The sequence below is a fragment of the Nonomuraea mesophila genome (assembly GCF_004352805.1).
Lineage (GTDB): Bacteria > Actinomycetota > Actinomycetes > Streptosporangiales > Streptosporangiaceae > Nonomuraea > Nonomuraea longispora.
The window spans coordinates 16992-31932 of sequence record NZ_SMLD01000108.1; the positions used below are offsets into that span (position 1 = coordinate 16992).

Genomic DNA, 14941 nt, shown 5'->3' on the forward strand with positions numbered 1-14941 from the left:
GCGCTGCTCCTACGGGACGGGGGTGATGTAGATGTCGCGCACGTGGAAGTCAGGGGCGCCGCTCGCGCCGTTGACCTTGTGCATGGTTTTCGCGAAATACGTCTGTCCCGGCTCGAGCCCCTCGAGCAGCGTCGAGCGCGAGTAGTACACGTAGCTGGTGGCTTCCTCTTGCACGCCTACGCCGCGCGAGACGACGTTCGGGCCGAGCACGGCCGCGCCGGCGTCGTCGCCGACCTTCACCACGGGGGCGAGATGCAAGCGTCGCGTGCCGGCGCCGCGGAAGCCTGCCCCGACCGTGACGAGCACCCGGCCGCTCGTGGGCGCGGTGAACGTGGTCGACACCTGAGGCGAGCCGTCGACGTAGGTCGTCGACGTCACGTCGAGCACGTCGGTGGCGCTGCGGCCGAACTCGGCCGGCGGGTAGTCGAGCGCCTGCACGGTGGTGCCGGCGCGGTAGCCGCTGGTCATGGGACAGGCACCACCGTGAGGTCGCGTGACTGGATATCGCCCGACGTGCCGGCGGGCACCCGGTGCGCGGTGTGCACGTAGTAGGTGCGGCCCGGCGTGAGCCCCTCGAGCAGGGTCGTACGCGACACGTACATGAAGCTTGTCGTCTGCCTCGGGCAGGAGATGCCGCGGGTTTCGGCGTTGGCCTCGACGATCGCGGCGCCGGCGGGCCCGTCCTCGCGCACCACGGGCGACAGGTAGACGGGGTTGGCGCTGCTCGAGTCCTGCACGCCGCCGCCGATCGTGAGTAGCACCCTGCCGCTCGTGGGGGCGATGAAGTAGAGCGACACGAGCGGCGACCCCGACACGTACGACGTGCTCGAGATGTCGGATTGGCGAGTGTCGTCGAACGCGTAAACGCTCGGCGGGAAGTCGCCGCCCTTCACCCGTTCGCCGTCAGCGATGTCCGGCATGCCCCTCCCTTCCTCACAGAGCCCGAACCGCCGGGCTGGCGAACCGCACCTCGGCGCCTGCCGTGTGCGGCTTGACCACGCCGTTGACGGATCGGACCACGGTGAACGTCTGCGGCGAGCTCGCGCCCGAGATCGCGGTGACGGTCATGCGCTCGCCGCCGATCACGATGTCGATCGGCATGTCGCCGTCCGCGGTGGTCCAGAGCGGGCCCGCCGAGGTGGCTACCTCGAGCGACGTCGCCGAGTTGGTCACGTCCTCGGCGAGCGTGGCGTGCTCGGTGCCGTATCGGGCGGTGCCGTACACGGCCACCTGGAACGGCCGCTCGGGTACGCAGTTGTAGGTGAACCGCCACCCGTATGCGTCGAGATGCTCGGTGAACCCGACGACGATTTGCGAGATCGGGTCGGGCGGCAGCCACGGCGGCGGATTATCGACGGTGAGCCGGTCGCCGACGTCCAAGTCTGTGAGCGCGGCCGTGAGCCCGAGGTCGTCGACCAGCGCGGCCACGGTGAGGTCGACGGCGATCGTGGGGAACCGCGTCTCGTCGACCGTGCCGAGGTGCGCCCGCCAATGCGCCTGATCGGGCAGCCCGTTGTCGGTTTCCACGTTCACCGTGACGTCTTCGTCGTAGCGGCCGACGCCCGCCGGCGGGGCGGCCGTCGACATGGGGCCGGACTCGACGACGGCCCGCGCGCTCGAGCCGTCCTTGCGCGTCGCGGTGACGTCGTTCCGTACGGCCTGGTCGTCGTCGACGGGCTCGAGCGGCGGCACGAGATGCCCGGCGCTGTAGTCGAGTTCGGCGGCGGCCGACTGGTTGTGCATGCTCGTCCGGGTGCGGTAGGCCAGGCCGAACGCATGCCGCGGCTCGTACAGGATGCCGAGGTCGGTGTCGGCCGCCTCGCCGATCAGGTTGAGCAGCGAGTCGGGCGTTTGCGCGCCCATGCGAACGGTGTCGTCGAGGTCGCCCACGAACGTGAACGGGATCTGTTGCTCGGCGCACAGGCGTTCGATGCGGCGGCCGGCGGTTTCGCCGACGTACCCGCCGACCTGCGGGCCGAGCGCGAAAATGCTCTCGACCTGCGGCTGCACAGAGATGTGGCCGATCGCCGTATCCGTGATGCCGCCCCCCACCGACACGAGCACCCGCTGTACCTGCCCGAGCGTCTCGCCGGCAAGGAAGTTTCCGAACGTGAGCCCCGATGATGCGCCGGGGAACACGGTCGAGATGTCCCACTTGATGTCGCCGCCGACCTGCTCGAGGTCGAGGGCGACGCGCAGGCGGCGGCCGTTGACGTCGAACGTCACGAACCCGGAATCCATGATGACGTTGCCGTCTTCGTCGTACGCCTGCACCTTGAGCGCGCCGCCTGGGTCGCCGTACCGGATGACCCACTGCGCTGCGCTGCCCGAGGTGTAGACGGTGACGAGCGCCTCGTCGCCCTCGATCCCGGTGTCGGGAACGAACATCAGAAACCGGATGGTGGCCGCGCCGGTCGGCACGTACGCGGGCACGACGCCCGTCCACACGGAATCGTTGAGCAGGGGGAGCGGCGCCGAGGCGGCGAACCCTCGATACGAGCCGAGGTCGGGGTCGCCTGTGAACGTCATGGACGGCCCGCCGATGCCGGACGCGAACGACGTTGCCCCCTCGACGTCCTCGCACGGCCAGTACGCCACCGGCGGATTCGTAAGCGCGGGGTTGGTCAGACCTCGGTACAGAGCAGAGCGCAGCGGCGCGGCGCCCTGCCCGAGCCGGCGGGTGATGCCGGACGCCTCGACAGGCACCCACACGTCGGCGCCGGTGATGTCCCAGCGCGGCGGCCAGCTCGAGACTTCGCCGACGAACCGCACGACGCCCTCGGCCGACACGCGTATCTGTGTGTTGCGGCCGATCAGCCCGTAGTACGGGCTCGTGGGGTTGCGCGGGCTGTAGACGCCGTTCGCGTTGTTGATGGTCAGCGCACACTTGGACACGTCCGCGCGTGACCCTTCATCCTTTTGGCCGCGCGTGAGGGAGATGCCGGCCCGCACGAGCACGTCGGCGGTGATGTCGGTCCACACGTCATCTATGAGCAGTTCCACGAGCACGTCGAGCGGGTCGGCGGGGAACGCCACGGGTCACCTCCCGAACGCGACTTGGACGTTGCCGCGTCCCTCGACGCGCACCATTTTGCGGAGCATGCGCAGCATGTCGCCGTCGCCGTCCGCGACCAGGCGTACGATCACCTCGCCCGACGTGCCGCCGCCGGCCGCCATGGGCATGACCGGTGTGAGCATGCCGAGGTCGGCCGCCACTTGCCCGACGAGCGCTTTCGCCCTTGACCGATACTTGGGGTCGTATGGGATGAACGCCTCATCGCCGTTGCCTTCGCCGAACAGGATGGTTGGCCGGGTGGCGATCATCGGCGGTGTGGAACGGCGCACGCTGCCTGCCTGGTAGCGCTCAATGCCGCCGGACGCGTACCGCATGAGCGCGCCCGACTCGGCGCCCAACCGGTCCTGTTTGGCGACCGACTGCTTACGGTCGAACGTCCTACGAATGATGTCGAGGTACACAGTCCGGTTCTTCACGCCGGCTAGGTATCGCTTGACCGCCTGGATTGCGGCTTTGGCGGCGGACGTCTTCGCCTTCATGGTGACGGTCTTGCCGTTCGGCAGTACCTTGATCACGTTGCCGAGGTCGTCGACGGCGTACGTCGCGTTTTTCGTCTTCGTGATCGTGACGCCGAGTGAACGGCCGAGCGCGGTCACCGTGGCCTGCGCGTTCTTGTTGTTGCCCGCCCACGCCACGAGTTTGCCGATGTTGGCTTGGAACGCCTTGGTCGACTGCGTTGTCTCGCCCGTGAGTTCGGCTTCGGCCTTGGCGCTCTCGGCGATGGCCTGCGTCAATGTCTGCACGTTCTTGAGCCGTTCGAGTCCGGTAAGACGCTGATTCTGAGCGGCTTCCGTGGTTTCCTTGATCGCCTCTTTCAGCCGGATTTCGGCGTCAAGGGCTTGCGCGGCCGGGTCGAAGAACGCCTCGAGGGCGTCGGAGAGGCTACGGATCGCGGACTCTGATTCGTTCGTGGCGGTGCCGAGCCCTTGAGCTGCCGTGATCGCCTCTTGCATGGCCTCGCGCATGTCGGCGAGCTTCTGCTGTGAGCCGTCGTAGTCGGCGTTCACGCCGAGCAGTGAGCTGTGCACGAGTTCGTTCGCGGTGAGGAATTCCGACCACCGGTCGGCGAGCCAGTCGACGCCATCTGCGGTCATCCGGATCGCGGTCGTGACGGCGGCGAACAGATTCGCGATGTCGACCGCGTGCTCTTGCGTCGTGTCGGCGATGGTCGTGATGGCGTCGGCGATGTCCTCGCCCATGTCGTCGGCCCGATCACCGATGGCCCCCAGGAGGGTGCCGAACGCGTCGCCCAAGGGCACCAAGGACGGGGCGATCTTCTCAGCGGCACTAGCAAGATCTTCTATGAAGTCGTCGACCTCAGGACCAAGATCGGCGAACACCTCGCGCAAGATCGGCTTGACCTTGGCGAACGTCTCCCGGATGACGCCCGACGCGTGGATCGCGCTATCTTCCAGCGGCGACGCCGCGTCGCCGAGCTCGACCTTGAGATCGGCCCCGAGATCTGAGAATTCACGCTTCACCCGGTCGGAGCTCGCCGCCGCGGTGACCCCGAGGGCGAGCAGCGCGCCGCCGAGCCCGAGGGTGACACCGCCGGCCGCGAGCGTGGCCGCGGCTGGCAGGGCAGCGATAGCGCCGACTACCAGCGCGATCGCGCCCGGGCCGGTCGAGGCGATCGACTCTGCCATGGACGTGAACGCCTTCGACGCAGCGCTGCCGGCCTTGACCGCCGACTCGCCCACCTGCCGGTTCGCGTCGGCGGAACGCTCGGCGTCCCTCTGCCGCTTGGCCTCGAGCTTCTCCAGTTCCTTATGGAACTTCAGGAGTTTGGCGGTGGCCTGGTCGACGGCCTTGCCGAGGCCCTTCGGGTCGCCATCGATGTTGACGTTCAGGTCACGCGTAGGCACCGCCGTTCACCCCCTGCTCGGCTTGAGCACCGGATACCGGCCCGGCGCCGAACCGATCCCCTTTTGCATGGTTTGGAGCTGCCGGCAGCCCGGGCAGTCGAGCGTCTCGGCGTGGTAGGCGTCGACCCGGCCGCCCCGTTCGGGGTCCCACTCGGCCGCGCGGGTGCCGCAGCCGCCGCACCGCTCGGCCTGCCGAACGTAGGTCCAAATGGCCTTGTCGCGGTCGTCGGTATCCCAGCGAAGGAACTCGCTGTGCCGTACGCCATAGATCTGGCAAACCGCGAGTTCGATCTCTAGCCCGGGGTCTGCGTCCAGCCTTTTGGGATGGCACCGTCCGGCGCCCGCATGTTGACCTTCAACGCGGCGGTGAAGAACGCGGCCCGCTCGCCGTCCGACGTGTGCCCGTCCAGCCACGCGCCCCACTCGTCGGCCGTCATGACGTCGGCCGGCGCGCACGCGATCCACAGCGCACGGGGGAACGTGTCGTCGTTCCATGACTCGTCGTCGGTGCCTGCCCGTGGCGGGTGCTCGCCGATCAACGCCTCGAGGTCGTCGTGCTCCAATGCCGTTGTGCGGATCTCTTCATAGCAGGCGTCGACCGCGTGCCGGGCCTGCTCTGCCGCGCCGGTCAGCGCGGCCACGTCGCCGTCGCCGCGCACCTGCGCCATGCGCAGAGCGATCAGCGATTCCTCGAGGCGGTGTTTCGCCTCGGTCGGGTCGTCGATCTGCACCCGGCACGGCACGCTCGGCCGCGGCCGGGCCCGTAGGCGTTCACGCAGCCCCATGTCTAGCCCTTCCATCCATGACGGCGCGCGATGTCCAGCACCGTTCTGCCTATCTCCGCGGTGACCCCATCGGCGCCCGCCTCGACGGCCGGGAACAGGAACGGCCGCGCCTTCTGCGCAACCCACGGTGTGTTCTTAAACGCGCCCGGCCGCTCGTAGCCGAACACCATGTCGCGCGAGCGGGGCAGCGCGAACACCGGGTGCCGGAACGTCCCGGGGTTGCCGAGGTTCTCGTACGGGCGGGCGTGCGGCGCGCGTTTCGCCGACGTGCGCAGCGACACGCCGCCCTTCTTCTTGGACGCGAGCCCGATCGCGATCCGGGTCGCTTTCGGGATGCGCGTCGACCACGACGCCCGCTTGCGCGCGTCGGCCAGGATCGGTTGCGCGGCCTTCTTGAGTGCCGGCCGCAGATCCTTGCGCAGGTCGGGCGGGATTTTCTTCATGTCGCGGATCAGCCGGCGAATCTCCGCGTTCCCGTTCGCCATGGCTACGCCGTGGCGCGCGACACGACGCCCGAGGTGGGGAAGGAAAGGCCCGACTTCATCGCGAGCTCGCCGACGCTGCCGCCGACGCTGTGCGTCGTGATCAACACCTCGCCCGAGTATTCGGGGTTGGTCGGCGACGCCGCGCCGGCGTCCGGCCGGACAACGAACGGCACCACCGTGCCGAAGATTGGCCACAGAGTCGCGTCAACCTCGCTGGCGTCGTAGTCGTCCATGAGCTCAATCGTCAGCGTGCCGGACTTGAGCCCGCCGAGCGCTTTCACCCAACCGTCGCCGAACGCGGTCGGGTCGAGCTGCGCGGCCGAGAGCGCCAACGTGCCCTGCTTGGCGTGGTCGCTCATGTCGACCCCGTTGAGCTCGACGTATTCGTTCGTCAGCGCGAACACCGACATGGGGAACCTCCTACTTGATGCCGAGAGCTGCGGCCACGGTGAACGTGCCGGTGATGTCGGAGACGTTGAAACGCCAATGCGTGTCGGTGGTCGGGCCGGCCACGGTGCGCCAGGTGCCGCCCCGCGCGGTCAGCGGCCCGATCGTCGCTCGCGTGGTGGGCGACGCGAACGCGGCCGAGTCGTCCGACTCGACGTCGATCGTGATCGACGTGGCTGCGGCGAACACGTGCACGGTCGCGTAAAGGGTCTGCCCCTCGGCGACCGCGCCGAGGTCGAGCCCCGACCCGAGCACTCCCGGCGCGCTGACTTCGCGCATCGCGGCGGCCAACTGGCCACGCACCACGCCGTCGCCGTCCGTGCCGTTCGACGTGAGCGTGAACGGCGCGAGCTCGCCCACGCTGCCGAACAGGTTGTAGTCGAAATGTCCGGCCCGGAACAGGTAGGCCGGCGACCCCTCGGCCTCAACCGGGCCGATGGTGAACGGCCGGTTCGACACGCCGAGGTCGGCGTACGCCTCGGGGTCAACCGCGTCGTCATCGGCCGATTGCCAGAACCCCGACATGGCGAACGTGTTGGTTTTCAACCCGCCGTGCAAGTTCGTCCAGCCCTGGTGCCGGAACGTCGTCCGGTCGAGCGCTGCCGCGTCACACGTCAGGTTGATTTGGTTCGTGTCAGCGGTGAAGTCGTGCCCGTGCACGTACGCGAACGCGTCGGTGAGCGCGATAACCGTCATTCCGGCACCTCCCTGACACGCGGGGGGACAGGTTTGATGTGGCCGGCCTCGACGAGCGCCTCGACGTTGAACCGGGCCGGGTCGAGGGCGACGACGCCGCCGGGGGCGACGCCGCGCACGCTGCGCGGCCCCACCACCTGGTAGCGGGGCAGAGTCTTGGGCATGTCACACTCCTCGGGCGGCCACACGCAGGGCGAATACGCCGCCGTAGTAGCCGATCAAGCCGACTTCCTCGAGGCCGAGCGGCCGGAAGCTGGCCACGATGCAGTCGTCGACCACGCCGCCGAGCTTGCGGTCGCCCTCGATTGCGGCGACCACGGACAGTGCGCCGTCCGGGTTGGCGAACTCGGCGAGCTTCATCTGTCCCACCCGGTCGAGGGCGGCCGACACGAGCACGGTCACGGTGGGCTCGACGGTGATGCGGGCGCGCCTCATGGTGGCGTGGTAGTCGGGGATCTCGGGCACGCCGACGAACGCCTGAGGCGGGTTGATCTGGTCGGCCACGTACGACGAGACGCGCAGCCCGGCGATTGTCTCGAGCCGCGTTTCGATGCCCTGCATGATCGCGGCAATGGTCGGCGCCACGCGATCACCCCGCCTTGACCGGATACCGCCGGTACGGGTTGAGCATCTGACAGGCGACCGGGTTCTTACGCACCCGTACCGCCCCGTAGTCGGCGAATCCGGCCACGCCGAACGGCGCATCCTTCATCTTGAAAGCCTCACTGGCCAAGATGCGGCACGCCTGCCGCACGGGGTCGGGCACGACCGCCCACCCCCACACCGCGGTCACGCGCACGCTCGCCCGACCGGTGATCGGCCAATCCGTGTAGACCGCCTTGAGCTGGTAGTACGGCCACCCGGGCACCCCGTCGACGACCCCGTCAAGCGGGCGCGGCTCGTACCGGCTCGCGGCCCGCACCGCCCACGAGCCGGTGCGCGACGTGTCGACCTCAACCTCGAGCCCGTCGAGGGTGTGAAAGTCGTCGACGTCGACCAGAGCGGCCCGGCGCGCCTCGTACGAGCGCGTCAACACGATCCCATCGGTGTTGAACTGCCGGCCGCAGTACTCATCTATGCCGCGCGACACGGCGGCGAGCGCACTGTCGAGCTCGGCGTCATCGGCGGTGTCGACGATTTTCAAGTACGACTTGAGCTCTGGCAGTGTCAGGTACGGGTCACCGATCGCCATCGGGCGGCGTCTTTCTCGGCCGGCCGCGCCGGCGCGGCTTGTCCTCGACGGGCTGCTCGTCGATCTCGGCGAAGTACTGCGGAGCGGTCGTGACGGCCGGGTCGTCGTCGGCCACCTCGGTGCCGGCCGCGATCGTGCGCCACCCGTCCGGGGTGGCCAGGTGGAATGTTTGCGCAGCGCGCCGCATGGGTTCCTCCAAACAGGGCGGGCGGGCACCAGCGGCTTGCCAGTGCCCGCCCGCGCGGGATCGATGGGACTAGGCGGCGGTGACGCGCAGCACCCGGAATGCGTTCGGCACCAGCACGTTCGCGCCGACACGCCAGAACGCATACCAGCCAACCTCACCGGTCGGCCGCTGGTTCGCGCCCTTGACGAGCGGCTCGTACGCCACGGTCATGCCCACCCGGTCGACGATGAGGTACTGCGAGAAATCGCCGTAGAGCAGGATGTCGTTGGTGCCGGTCGCGATGACGCCATCCATGGCGCTGGCCTCGTACACGGGGCGGCCGAGCAGCAGCGACGGCGTGTCCATGCCGAGGTCGGCCCAGAACGCGTGCTGCGGCCCGGTGCCGGAAGCGAACTGCCGGGTGAGGGTCAGAATCGCCTCGTTCGCGACCCACGACCCGCGCCCACGCCACCTCTGCGGAACGGCGTCCTTGAGGTCATAAACGCCGTCGACCGCGTAAGCGGCGCCGCCGTCGACCCGCGACCCAGCCACCGCGGCCACGCCGGTAACGACGCCGGTCGGCTGCGCCGTACCGGTGCCGACCGCGAACGCGGCGGCCTCGAGGTTGTCTTTCGCGTCCTGGATGAGCATGCCGACCTGCGACGCGATGTTCGTGTCCTGCGTGACCTCGAACGACGCCTGAAGGTAGGCGTCCGCGGCGTGCACCGGCACCTCGGGCTGAGCGAACGTCGGCGAGTTGTCCTCGGCTTCGTCGGCCTCGGCCCGCCACCGCGCGGTCACACCCGCCGAGCTCACGCCGTGCCACTCGTTCGTCGCGATCGTCTCCACGCGGCTGATCTGCCGGAACGGGTTCGACGACCCGGCGTTCGTGAGGATGATCGTCGGGTCGAGGTGGAACGGCACGAGATAGCCGCCCGCGCCCGGGGTGCCCTCGGCCATGGCGGCGCGCCGGTGCTCGTCGGCGAACCGCAGCGCCTCGGCTTCCTCGCCCGAGAGCTGCCACGGCTGAATGCCGGACAGCAGCGCCTCGAACGCGCTGCGGTAGGCGGGCGAGCCGGTGAGCAGCATGTGCCGCGCGATCCGGCCGTGCTTGTCGCCCCGCTCGAGCAGCCGGGTGGCGCGCTCGCGGCCGGTGTCGTCGATCTCGGCGGCGGGCGCCTGCTCGACCGCGGCCAGGGCCCGGCCGCGCAGGTCGGCCACTGCCACGGCCCGGTCGCGCACCTGGTCGAGGTGCTCGTACGGGTCGGTGCGGGTGACCAGCGCGGGCCCGCGGTCGTTGCCGCCGGACTCGACGCCTCGGCCGCCGTTATGGCCGGCCGCGCGGGCGGTGTCGCGCACACGGCCGATCATGGCGGCGCGGCGGGCGAGCGGCTCGCGCTCGGTCTCGAGCGTGCCGTATTCGGTTTCGAGCTCGTCGAACCGGGCGGCCTGCGTCTCGTCGAGGTCGGTGTCGGCGAGCTCGAGCAGTTCGGCGCGGATCGCCTCGAGGCGCGCGTCGATCTCTGCGAGTCGGTTCATAGGAGAATTCCTCTCTTCATCAGTCGTGCCCGCGCGTGCGCGCGGGTCAGGACCGGACCAGAGCGGGTACCCTCTGCGGGGTCCGACTCCTCCGTGACGGCCCCCTCGGCGGGGGTGTCGGTGTCGCCCCCGGCCCCCGCGTCGGGGGTGGTGGGCGAAAGCATGCGGGCGAGTTCGGCGCGCTCGTCGTCGCCGAGCTCGGCGAGCCGGTCGGCGAGCGACCGCACGCCGACGATCTCGGCCGCCTCGAACGCGGGGAACGGGGTCGGCCCGTACTCGCGCAGCGCGATTTCGGTACGGGTCACCGTGGTGAGCTTCCCGCCCCGCGGGCGCCACGGCCCGCGGCCGGGCTTGGACTGGATCATGCGGCCGGAGAACGACTGCCCGCGGATGTCGCCGTTCCGGATCGCCTCGAGCACCTCGTCGGCGAGCGGCGTCCGGTTGTAGCGGGTCACCGTGAGCAGCCCGCGGCCGTCCGCGCGCACCTCGAGCGGCGTGCCGAGCGGCACCGACGCGCGCTCGCTCGGCGTGCCGTGCAGGGTGGCGCCGTGGTTGTAGAGCACACCGAACCGGTTGCCGCGCTCGCCGAGGCTCTTGTCGAACGCCGTGCGCGAGATCTCCTCGAGGTAGTGCCCATCGCGGTCGCGGATTTCGGTCGGGGTGTCGAACACCGCGGCGTAGGCCACCACGGTGCGGCCGTCGCCGTCCGACCTGATCGAAATGTCGTCGAGCGGAAAGGCCCGGGTGAAGTACGTCATTCCTGGCCCTCCTCGGCCTGGTCGTCGTCGGGCTGCTCGTCGACCTGCTCGGCCGTCGCCGGCGGCTGCAACTGCACAGAGAACAGACCCGAATGCCGCAGCAAACTGAAGTCGTCGGCCTCGACCGCCGCCACCACCGACGCAGCGTCGTAACCGGCGTCGGTCAGGTTCCGGACAGTGATCGACTTTTTCGACTGAATTTCGGCGATGTCGGCGAGATCCTCACGCAGGAACGCCACGTCGCGGTCGTTCCACCACAGTTCCGAGCCGTCCGGCACATCGATGATGGCGGCGAGCGCGCCGGCGATATCGCGCCACAGTGGCCGCATGGTGGCGTCGGCGAACCGGCGCCGCGCCGACGCGTAGTTTCCGGCGTTGAGTGACGACCCGGCGAGCCCTTCGGAGAATCCGACGATCACGGGCGGCACGCCGGCCGCCGCGGCGAGCCGCGATTCGCCGATCGCCTGCACCGCCTTGTAATCGAGGTCGCGCATGCTCATGGACATGGGTTTCGCGTCGGCGCCGGCGCCGAGGTACATCGTTTTGTAGGCGTTGAGCACGCCGGCGTTCTGCGCTTCCATGAGGTCGACGAACTCTTGAAACTGTTTCGGCGTGAGGTCGGCGCCCACGGACACGACGACCTTGGACGTTGCGCCCGAGCCGAAAAACTGCCGCTTGTGGTGCACGGCGGCGGTGTCGGCCGCTATCTCGTCGATCACCGGGGTGAGCCACGACATGCCGCGGAAGTTGAATTCCGGGTCGGGGATGGGCGCGAAATGCGCCACCTGATCCGGTAGCAGCACGGTGCCCTCGGCCGAGCCGGGTGTGCGCGGGCTGTAGATGTAGCCGAGCAGTTCGCCGTCGATCGCGTCGCCGTACAGGTCGGGCTCGTCGTCCGACCCGGTGACGATCGTCACCCAATCCGGCCGTAGCCGCTTGAGCGTGCCGTCGTCGCGCCGCGCCACGAACCCGTTGCCGGCCAGATCAGCGTCTTGTATCGCCCGCTTGAGCAGGCTCGACGTGGTGCCGCCCGGCCACGGCCGTTCGAGTGGCGCGAGCCCGGGCCCGCCGTGCAGCTTGCCGGGCTGCCCATCGGTGATGTCGCGGAACGCGAACCGCGCCTCGCTGAACACGTGCATGCGCACGAACATGAGCGCGGCTATCGCGCCGTTGCGCTTGTAAACCTGCTGCGTGAGCGCTTGGAACTCGGCCGGCGTCGGAAGTTCTTTGCCGTTCACCGGTCGCGACTGCCCGTAGTAGGTGTTCGGGCCGAGCGACCACGGCTCGCCGGGGTTGAGCGGCAGCGTGCGGCGGCCGAGGGCGCGCCGGAACAGGCTCATGGCGACCCCCCGTCGTCGACGTCTGCCAGGAACAGGAACGATGCGGCGGTGGCCACGCCGACGACGAGCAGGCCGATACCGACGCCGAACTGCACGCCGGCGCCGACCGACGCCAGTACGCACCCGGCGGCGTAGCCGAGCCGGGCCCGGGCCAACTTGGACATGCGGCCGATCATCTGAGCGCCACCATGGGGACTCGCGCCTCTTTCTGTAGGTGGGCGAACTTGGCGTGACCCCACAGCGCGAGCGTGCCGGCCACAAGCGGGCTGATATCGACGTCGAGCCCCAACCGGGCCCACGCCCATGCGTCGCCTAGGGGTCGCTTCTGCGCGCCCGCTATGGCCGCGTTCAGCTCGATTTGGTCGAGGTGCCGAACGGACGGCCGCCACTCGGGCGGCGGCTGTTTCGGCGGCATCACCGCGTCGTAGAGCGCGCCGCAGGCTTGGCCGGCCTCACGCGCGGACGGTTTGACCACCTCGAGCCCGGCCGCCTCGAGGGGCGCGATCAGCGACCCGGCCGGGCCGGCGGCGTCGACCACCACGGCGCACGGCTTCCAACGCTTCACGAGCTCGACGAGCCGCGGCACGATCCACGCGGTGCCCGGCCGCGCGTCGGTCACCTCGACGTGGCCGAGGCCATCGGCGCGGCGGCCGGCGACCGCGATCGACCCGGCCGACCTGTCCGGGGTGACGTCCGCAGCGAACGCCACCGTGCCGACGATCTGCGACGCCGGGTCGACGACCGCGTTCCACGCGTCTTGCGTGATCACGGACCACTCGGGCGTCATGTCGGGCACGTGCTGACACAGCACCTCGGTACGGAAGATCGGTTCCGGGTCGGTCGACAGTGCCGACGCGATCGCTTCCTCGGTGATCGTGTACCCAAGCGACGGGTTGGCTTGCGCCCACGCGTCGCGATCCTGCAACCGGCAGTCCGCGCGGTGCGTGTTACCGGGTCGGCCGCACGTGCATTTCACGTCTTCGGGCGCCGACCACTCGAACAGGCCGAGCGTGGGGTCGCCGCCCCCCTCGGCCGCGGCTCGCGCCTGCTCGAGCAGCGTGTTAAGAACGATGCTCTTGTCGTCGCCGGCGTTGCTGTACGCCCAGATCTGCGCGTTCTCGCGCGCCATGGTGGTTTTCGTGACGGCGCCCCACGAGTCCCATGTCTGGTGCTCGCGCAGCTCGTCGAGGTTCACGTCATCGCCGGACAGGCCACGGCCGCCCTTACGCGACGCCGCGGCGATTTTCCAGCGTGACCCGTTCGCGAGCCGCAGCGCCTTTTTCCCGTTCGTGCGGTCGACGTGCTCGACCTCGGCGGCGAGCTCGGGCGTCGCCTCGACGATCTCAACGGCCTTGTCCCACGATTCCTCGGAGATGTCGAGGTTCTGCGCGGTGCCGATCACGAGCGGCACGCCGAGAACGAACATCTTCCAAAGGTTCTTGACCTCGACAATTGTCGTCTTGCCGTTCTGCCGCGCCACGAGCACGATCACGGTACGGAACCGGAAACGGCCGTCCGGCCGCAGCTCGAGCGCGTGAATGAGTAGCCACCGCTGCCACGGCAACGGCCGGATGCCGGGCACCGTGGCGAAGTCGACCGCGGAGAACCCGAGCGACGTCGCCGGGGTGAGCGCGCACCCGCACCCGCACGGCCCCGGCCGCCCCGTCACGAGCGGCCGGGCCCAGATCCTAGGCGTCGTCCTCCCGAGCAGCGGCGTTCGCGCGTAGCTGTGCAAGACGCCCCCCGATCGGCTTGTCACCCTGCATCGCCTTACGCGCGGCCGGCGTGCCGCCGAGGTCGCGCAACACGCCCTGCAACTGCGGCCCGAGCCACCCCACGGTTTTCGTGATCTCGCACATGGCCTCGAGCTTCTGTAGCCGCTTGAGCGCGGCCATGTCGCCGGCGAGTTCGCGCCGCAGCTCGTCGAGCTCGGCCGCGCGGTCGACCGCTTTCTCGATCTCCTCGGCCTGCCGTAGCGCGAGCGCTCGCATGGCCTGATCGGACGGGTCGAGCCACGTCATGCCGTCGAGTGCGGCGCGCACGGCGTCACGCAGGTCTGGCGCGCGGTCGCGGGCGGGCGGGTCGGATACGGCGGCGAGCTTCCGACGTCGTGGGGGCACGGTTCACTCCTGCCTGTGTGCGGCGACCGCCGCCCGCACGAATGCGTCTTTCGCCTCGAGCAGCTTTCGCAGACCCGCGACGAGCTCGGGGTCATCGGGCAAAGCTTCGATCATCGCGACCGCAAGATCGTGACAGTCCTCACTGATGTCTTGCAGGTGCAACGGCAGGTGCTCGTACTCGAACCACCGCGCGATCGCGACGGTGCTCGGGTGGCGTCCGTCGAGCTTCATGGTCATCTCCGTACCGGTACGGGGGCAGGCGGGGGGAGAAAAAAGGAGCTTGGCGCGCGGGTCGCCGTCGACCTGCGGTTACGTGGCTGGGGTGCCCCCTGGGTGTGGCCCTGGGGGTGGTCTGGCCTGCGGGAACGTGGTGTTGGTGCTGTACGGCTCATTGAGTCGCTTTGTGTTGCGTTGTGCTCACGTATGCGTCACGTGTGTGGGGTTGTGCTGGCATGGGCGCGTGGCTAGGGGG

19 protein-coding genes are annotated in these 14941 nt (G+C 69.5%); all 19 read right to left on the reverse strand.

Features of this window, described 5'->3' with window-relative positions; translation table 11 throughout:
- Nucleotides 1–9 precede the first annotated feature (9 nt).
- The 19 genes from E1295_RS31835 to E1295_RS31915 all read right to left on the reverse strand — a co-directional run bounded on the left by E1295_RS31835 (nucleotide 10) and on the right by E1295_RS31915 (nucleotide 14700).
- A complete protein-coding gene (locus E1295_RS31835) occupies nucleotides 10–468 on the reverse strand; it encodes a hypothetical protein (protein WP_132636086.1) in 459 nt (152 codons plus the stop codon).
- On the reverse strand, nucleotides 465–920 hold the full coding sequence (locus E1295_RS31840) for a hypothetical protein (protein ID WP_132636089.1): 456 nt from the start codon (nucleotides 918–920) through the stop codon (nucleotides 465–467). Before E1295_RS31840 ends, E1295_RS31835 begins: the two co-directional genes overlap by 4 nt.
- 13 nt (nucleotides 921–933) lie before the next feature.
- Nucleotides 934–3036 (reverse strand): hypothetical protein, encoded by a 2103-nt coding sequence (locus E1295_RS31845; RefSeq protein WP_132636092.1) that lies wholly within the window; start codon nucleotides 3034–3036, stop codon nucleotides 934–936.
- A 3-nt stretch (nucleotides 3037–3039) separates the two neighbouring features.
- Nucleotides 3040–4941: a hypothetical protein gene (locus E1295_RS31850; RefSeq protein WP_132636095.1), complete on the reverse strand. Its 1902-nt coding sequence runs from the start codon at nucleotides 4939–4941 to the stop codon at nucleotides 3040–3042.
- Between the two features lie 293 nt (nucleotides 4942–5234).
- Nucleotides 5235–5672, reverse strand: a complete 438-nt coding sequence (locus E1295_RS31855) for a hypothetical protein (protein WP_132636098.1) — start codon at nucleotides 5670–5672, stop codon at nucleotides 5235–5237.
- 56 nt (nucleotides 5673–5728) lie between these two features.
- Complete coding sequence (locus tag E1295_RS31860; protein ID WP_132636102.1) at nucleotides 5729–6211, reverse strand: HK97 gp10 family phage protein; 483 nt, start codon at nucleotides 6209–6211, stop codon at nucleotides 5729–5731.
- Nucleotides 6212–6213: 2 nt separating this feature from the next.
- On the reverse strand, nucleotides 6214–6621 hold the full coding sequence (locus E1295_RS31865; RefSeq protein WP_132636105.1) for a hypothetical protein: 408 nt from the start codon (nucleotides 6619–6621) through the stop codon (nucleotides 6214–6216).
- 10 nt (nucleotides 6622–6631) lie between these two features.
- The gene (locus E1295_RS31870; protein WP_132636108.1) at nucleotides 6632–7318 is read right to left on the reverse strand and encodes a hypothetical protein; all 687 of its coding nucleotides are present in this window, start codon (nucleotides 7316–7318) and stop codon (nucleotides 6632–6634) included.
- 32 nt (nucleotides 7319–7350) lie between these two features.
- Nucleotides 7351–7518 (reverse strand): hypothetical protein, encoded by a 168-nt coding sequence (locus E1295_RS49100; protein WP_166427499.1) that lies wholly within the window; start codon nucleotides 7516–7518, stop codon nucleotides 7351–7353.
- Between the two features lies 1 nt (nucleotide 7519).
- Nucleotides 7520–7939: a hypothetical protein gene (locus E1295_RS31875; protein ID WP_132636111.1), complete on the reverse strand. Its 420-nt coding sequence runs from the start codon at nucleotides 7937–7939 to the stop codon at nucleotides 7520–7522.
- A gap of 4 nt (nucleotides 7940–7943) precedes the next feature.
- Nucleotides 7944–8546 carry a head-tail connector protein gene (locus tag E1295_RS31880; protein ID WP_132636114.1) on the reverse strand — a complete coding sequence of 201 codons (603 nt, stop codon included), beginning with the start codon at nucleotides 8544–8546 and terminating at the stop codon, nucleotides 7944–7946.
- Nucleotides 8533–8733, reverse strand: coding sequence for a hypothetical protein (locus tag E1295_RS31885; RefSeq protein ID WP_132636117.1), 201 nt, complete (start codon nucleotides 8731–8733; stop codon nucleotides 8533–8535). Before E1295_RS31885 ends, E1295_RS31880 begins: the two co-directional genes overlap by 14 nt.
- 69 nt (nucleotides 8734–8802) lie before the next feature.
- The gene (locus E1295_RS31890) at nucleotides 8803–10251 is read right to left on the reverse strand and encodes a phage major capsid protein (protein ID WP_132636120.1); all 1449 of its coding nucleotides are present in this window, start codon (nucleotides 10249–10251) and stop codon (nucleotides 8803–8805) included.
- Nucleotides 10248–11009: an HK97 family phage prohead protease gene (locus tag E1295_RS31895; RefSeq protein WP_132636123.1), complete on the reverse strand. Its 762-nt coding sequence runs from the start codon at nucleotides 11007–11009 to the stop codon at nucleotides 10248–10250. Before E1295_RS31895 ends, E1295_RS31890 begins: the two co-directional genes overlap by 4 nt.
- On the reverse strand, nucleotides 11006–12349 hold the full coding sequence (locus E1295_RS31900) for a phage portal protein (protein ID WP_132636126.1): 1344 nt from the start codon (nucleotides 12347–12349) through the stop codon (nucleotides 11006–11008). The genes E1295_RS31895 and E1295_RS31900 overlap by 4 nt, the downstream gene beginning before the upstream one ends.
- Nucleotides 12346–12513, reverse strand: a complete 168-nt coding sequence (locus tag E1295_RS49105; RefSeq protein ID WP_166427500.1) for a hypothetical protein — start codon at nucleotides 12511–12513, stop codon at nucleotides 12346–12348. Before E1295_RS49105 ends, E1295_RS31900 begins: the two co-directional genes overlap by 4 nt.
- Nucleotides 12514–12521: 8 nt before the next feature.
- Nucleotides 12522–13931: a hypothetical protein gene (locus E1295_RS31905; protein ID WP_132636129.1), complete on the reverse strand. Its 1410-nt coding sequence runs from the start codon at nucleotides 13929–13931 to the stop codon at nucleotides 12522–12524.
- A gap of 106 nt (nucleotides 13932–14037) precedes the next feature.
- On the reverse strand, nucleotides 14038–14469 hold the full coding sequence (locus E1295_RS31910) for a terminase small subunit (RefSeq protein ID WP_220448993.1): 432 nt from the start codon (nucleotides 14467–14469) through the stop codon (nucleotides 14038–14040).
- 3 nt (nucleotides 14470–14472) lie between these two features.
- Nucleotides 14473–14700 carry a hypothetical protein gene (locus E1295_RS31915; RefSeq protein WP_132636132.1) on the reverse strand — a complete coding sequence of 76 codons (228 nt, stop codon included), beginning with the start codon at nucleotides 14698–14700 and terminating at the stop codon, nucleotides 14473–14475.
- Between the last annotated feature and the right edge of the window lie 241 nt (nucleotides 14701–14941).

What these genes read in the sequence shown, in the direction of transcription:
- E1295_RS31885 (WP_132636117.1), bottom strand. Translation starts at nt 8,733, where the DNA reads ATGCGGCGCGCTGCGCAAACATTCCACCTGGCCACCCCGGACGGGTGG.
- E1295_RS49100 (WP_166427499.1), bottom strand. Translation starts at nt 7,518, where the DNA reads ATGCCCAAGACTCTGCCCCGCTACCAGGTGGTGGGGCCGCGCAGCGTG.
- E1295_RS31900 (WP_132636126.1), bottom strand. Translation starts at nt 12,349, where the DNA reads ATGAGCCTGTTCCGGCGCGCCCTCGGCCGCCGCACGCTGCCGCTCAAC.
- E1295_RS31840 (WP_132636089.1), bottom strand. Translation starts at nt 920, where the DNA reads ATGCCGGACATCGCTGACGGCGAACGGGTGAAGGGCGGCGACTTCCCG.
- E1295_RS31835 (WP_132636086.1), bottom strand. Translation starts at nt 468, where the DNA reads ATGACCAGCGGCTACCGCGCCGGCACCACCGTGCAGGCGCTCGACTAC.
- E1295_RS31880 (WP_132636114.1), bottom strand. Translation starts at nt 8,546, where the DNA reads ATGGCGATCGGTGACCCGTACCTGACACTGCCAGAGCTCAAGTCGTAC.
- E1295_RS31865 (WP_132636105.1), bottom strand. Translation starts at nt 6,621, where the DNA reads ATGTCGGTGTTCGCGCTGACGAACGAATACGTCGAGCTCAACGGGGTC.
- E1295_RS49105 (WP_166427500.1), bottom strand. Translation starts at nt 12,513, where the DNA reads ATGTCCAAGTTGGCCCGGGCCCGGCTCGGCTACGCCGCCGGGTGCGTA.
- E1295_RS31860 (WP_132636102.1), bottom strand. Translation starts at nt 6,211, where the DNA reads ATGGCGAACGGGAACGCGGAGATTCGCCGGCTGATCCGCGACATGAAG.
- E1295_RS31915 (WP_132636132.1), bottom strand. Translation starts at nt 14,700, where the DNA reads ATGAAGCTCGACGGACGCCACCCGAGCACCGTCGCGATCGCGCGGTGG.
- E1295_RS31890 (WP_132636120.1), bottom strand. Translation starts at nt 10,251, where the DNA reads ATGAACCGACTCGCAGAGATCGACGCGCGCCTCGAGGCGATCCGCGCC.
- E1295_RS31895 (WP_132636123.1), bottom strand. Translation starts at nt 11,009, where the DNA reads ATGACGTACTTCACCCGGGCCTTTCCGCTCGACGACATTTCGATCAGG.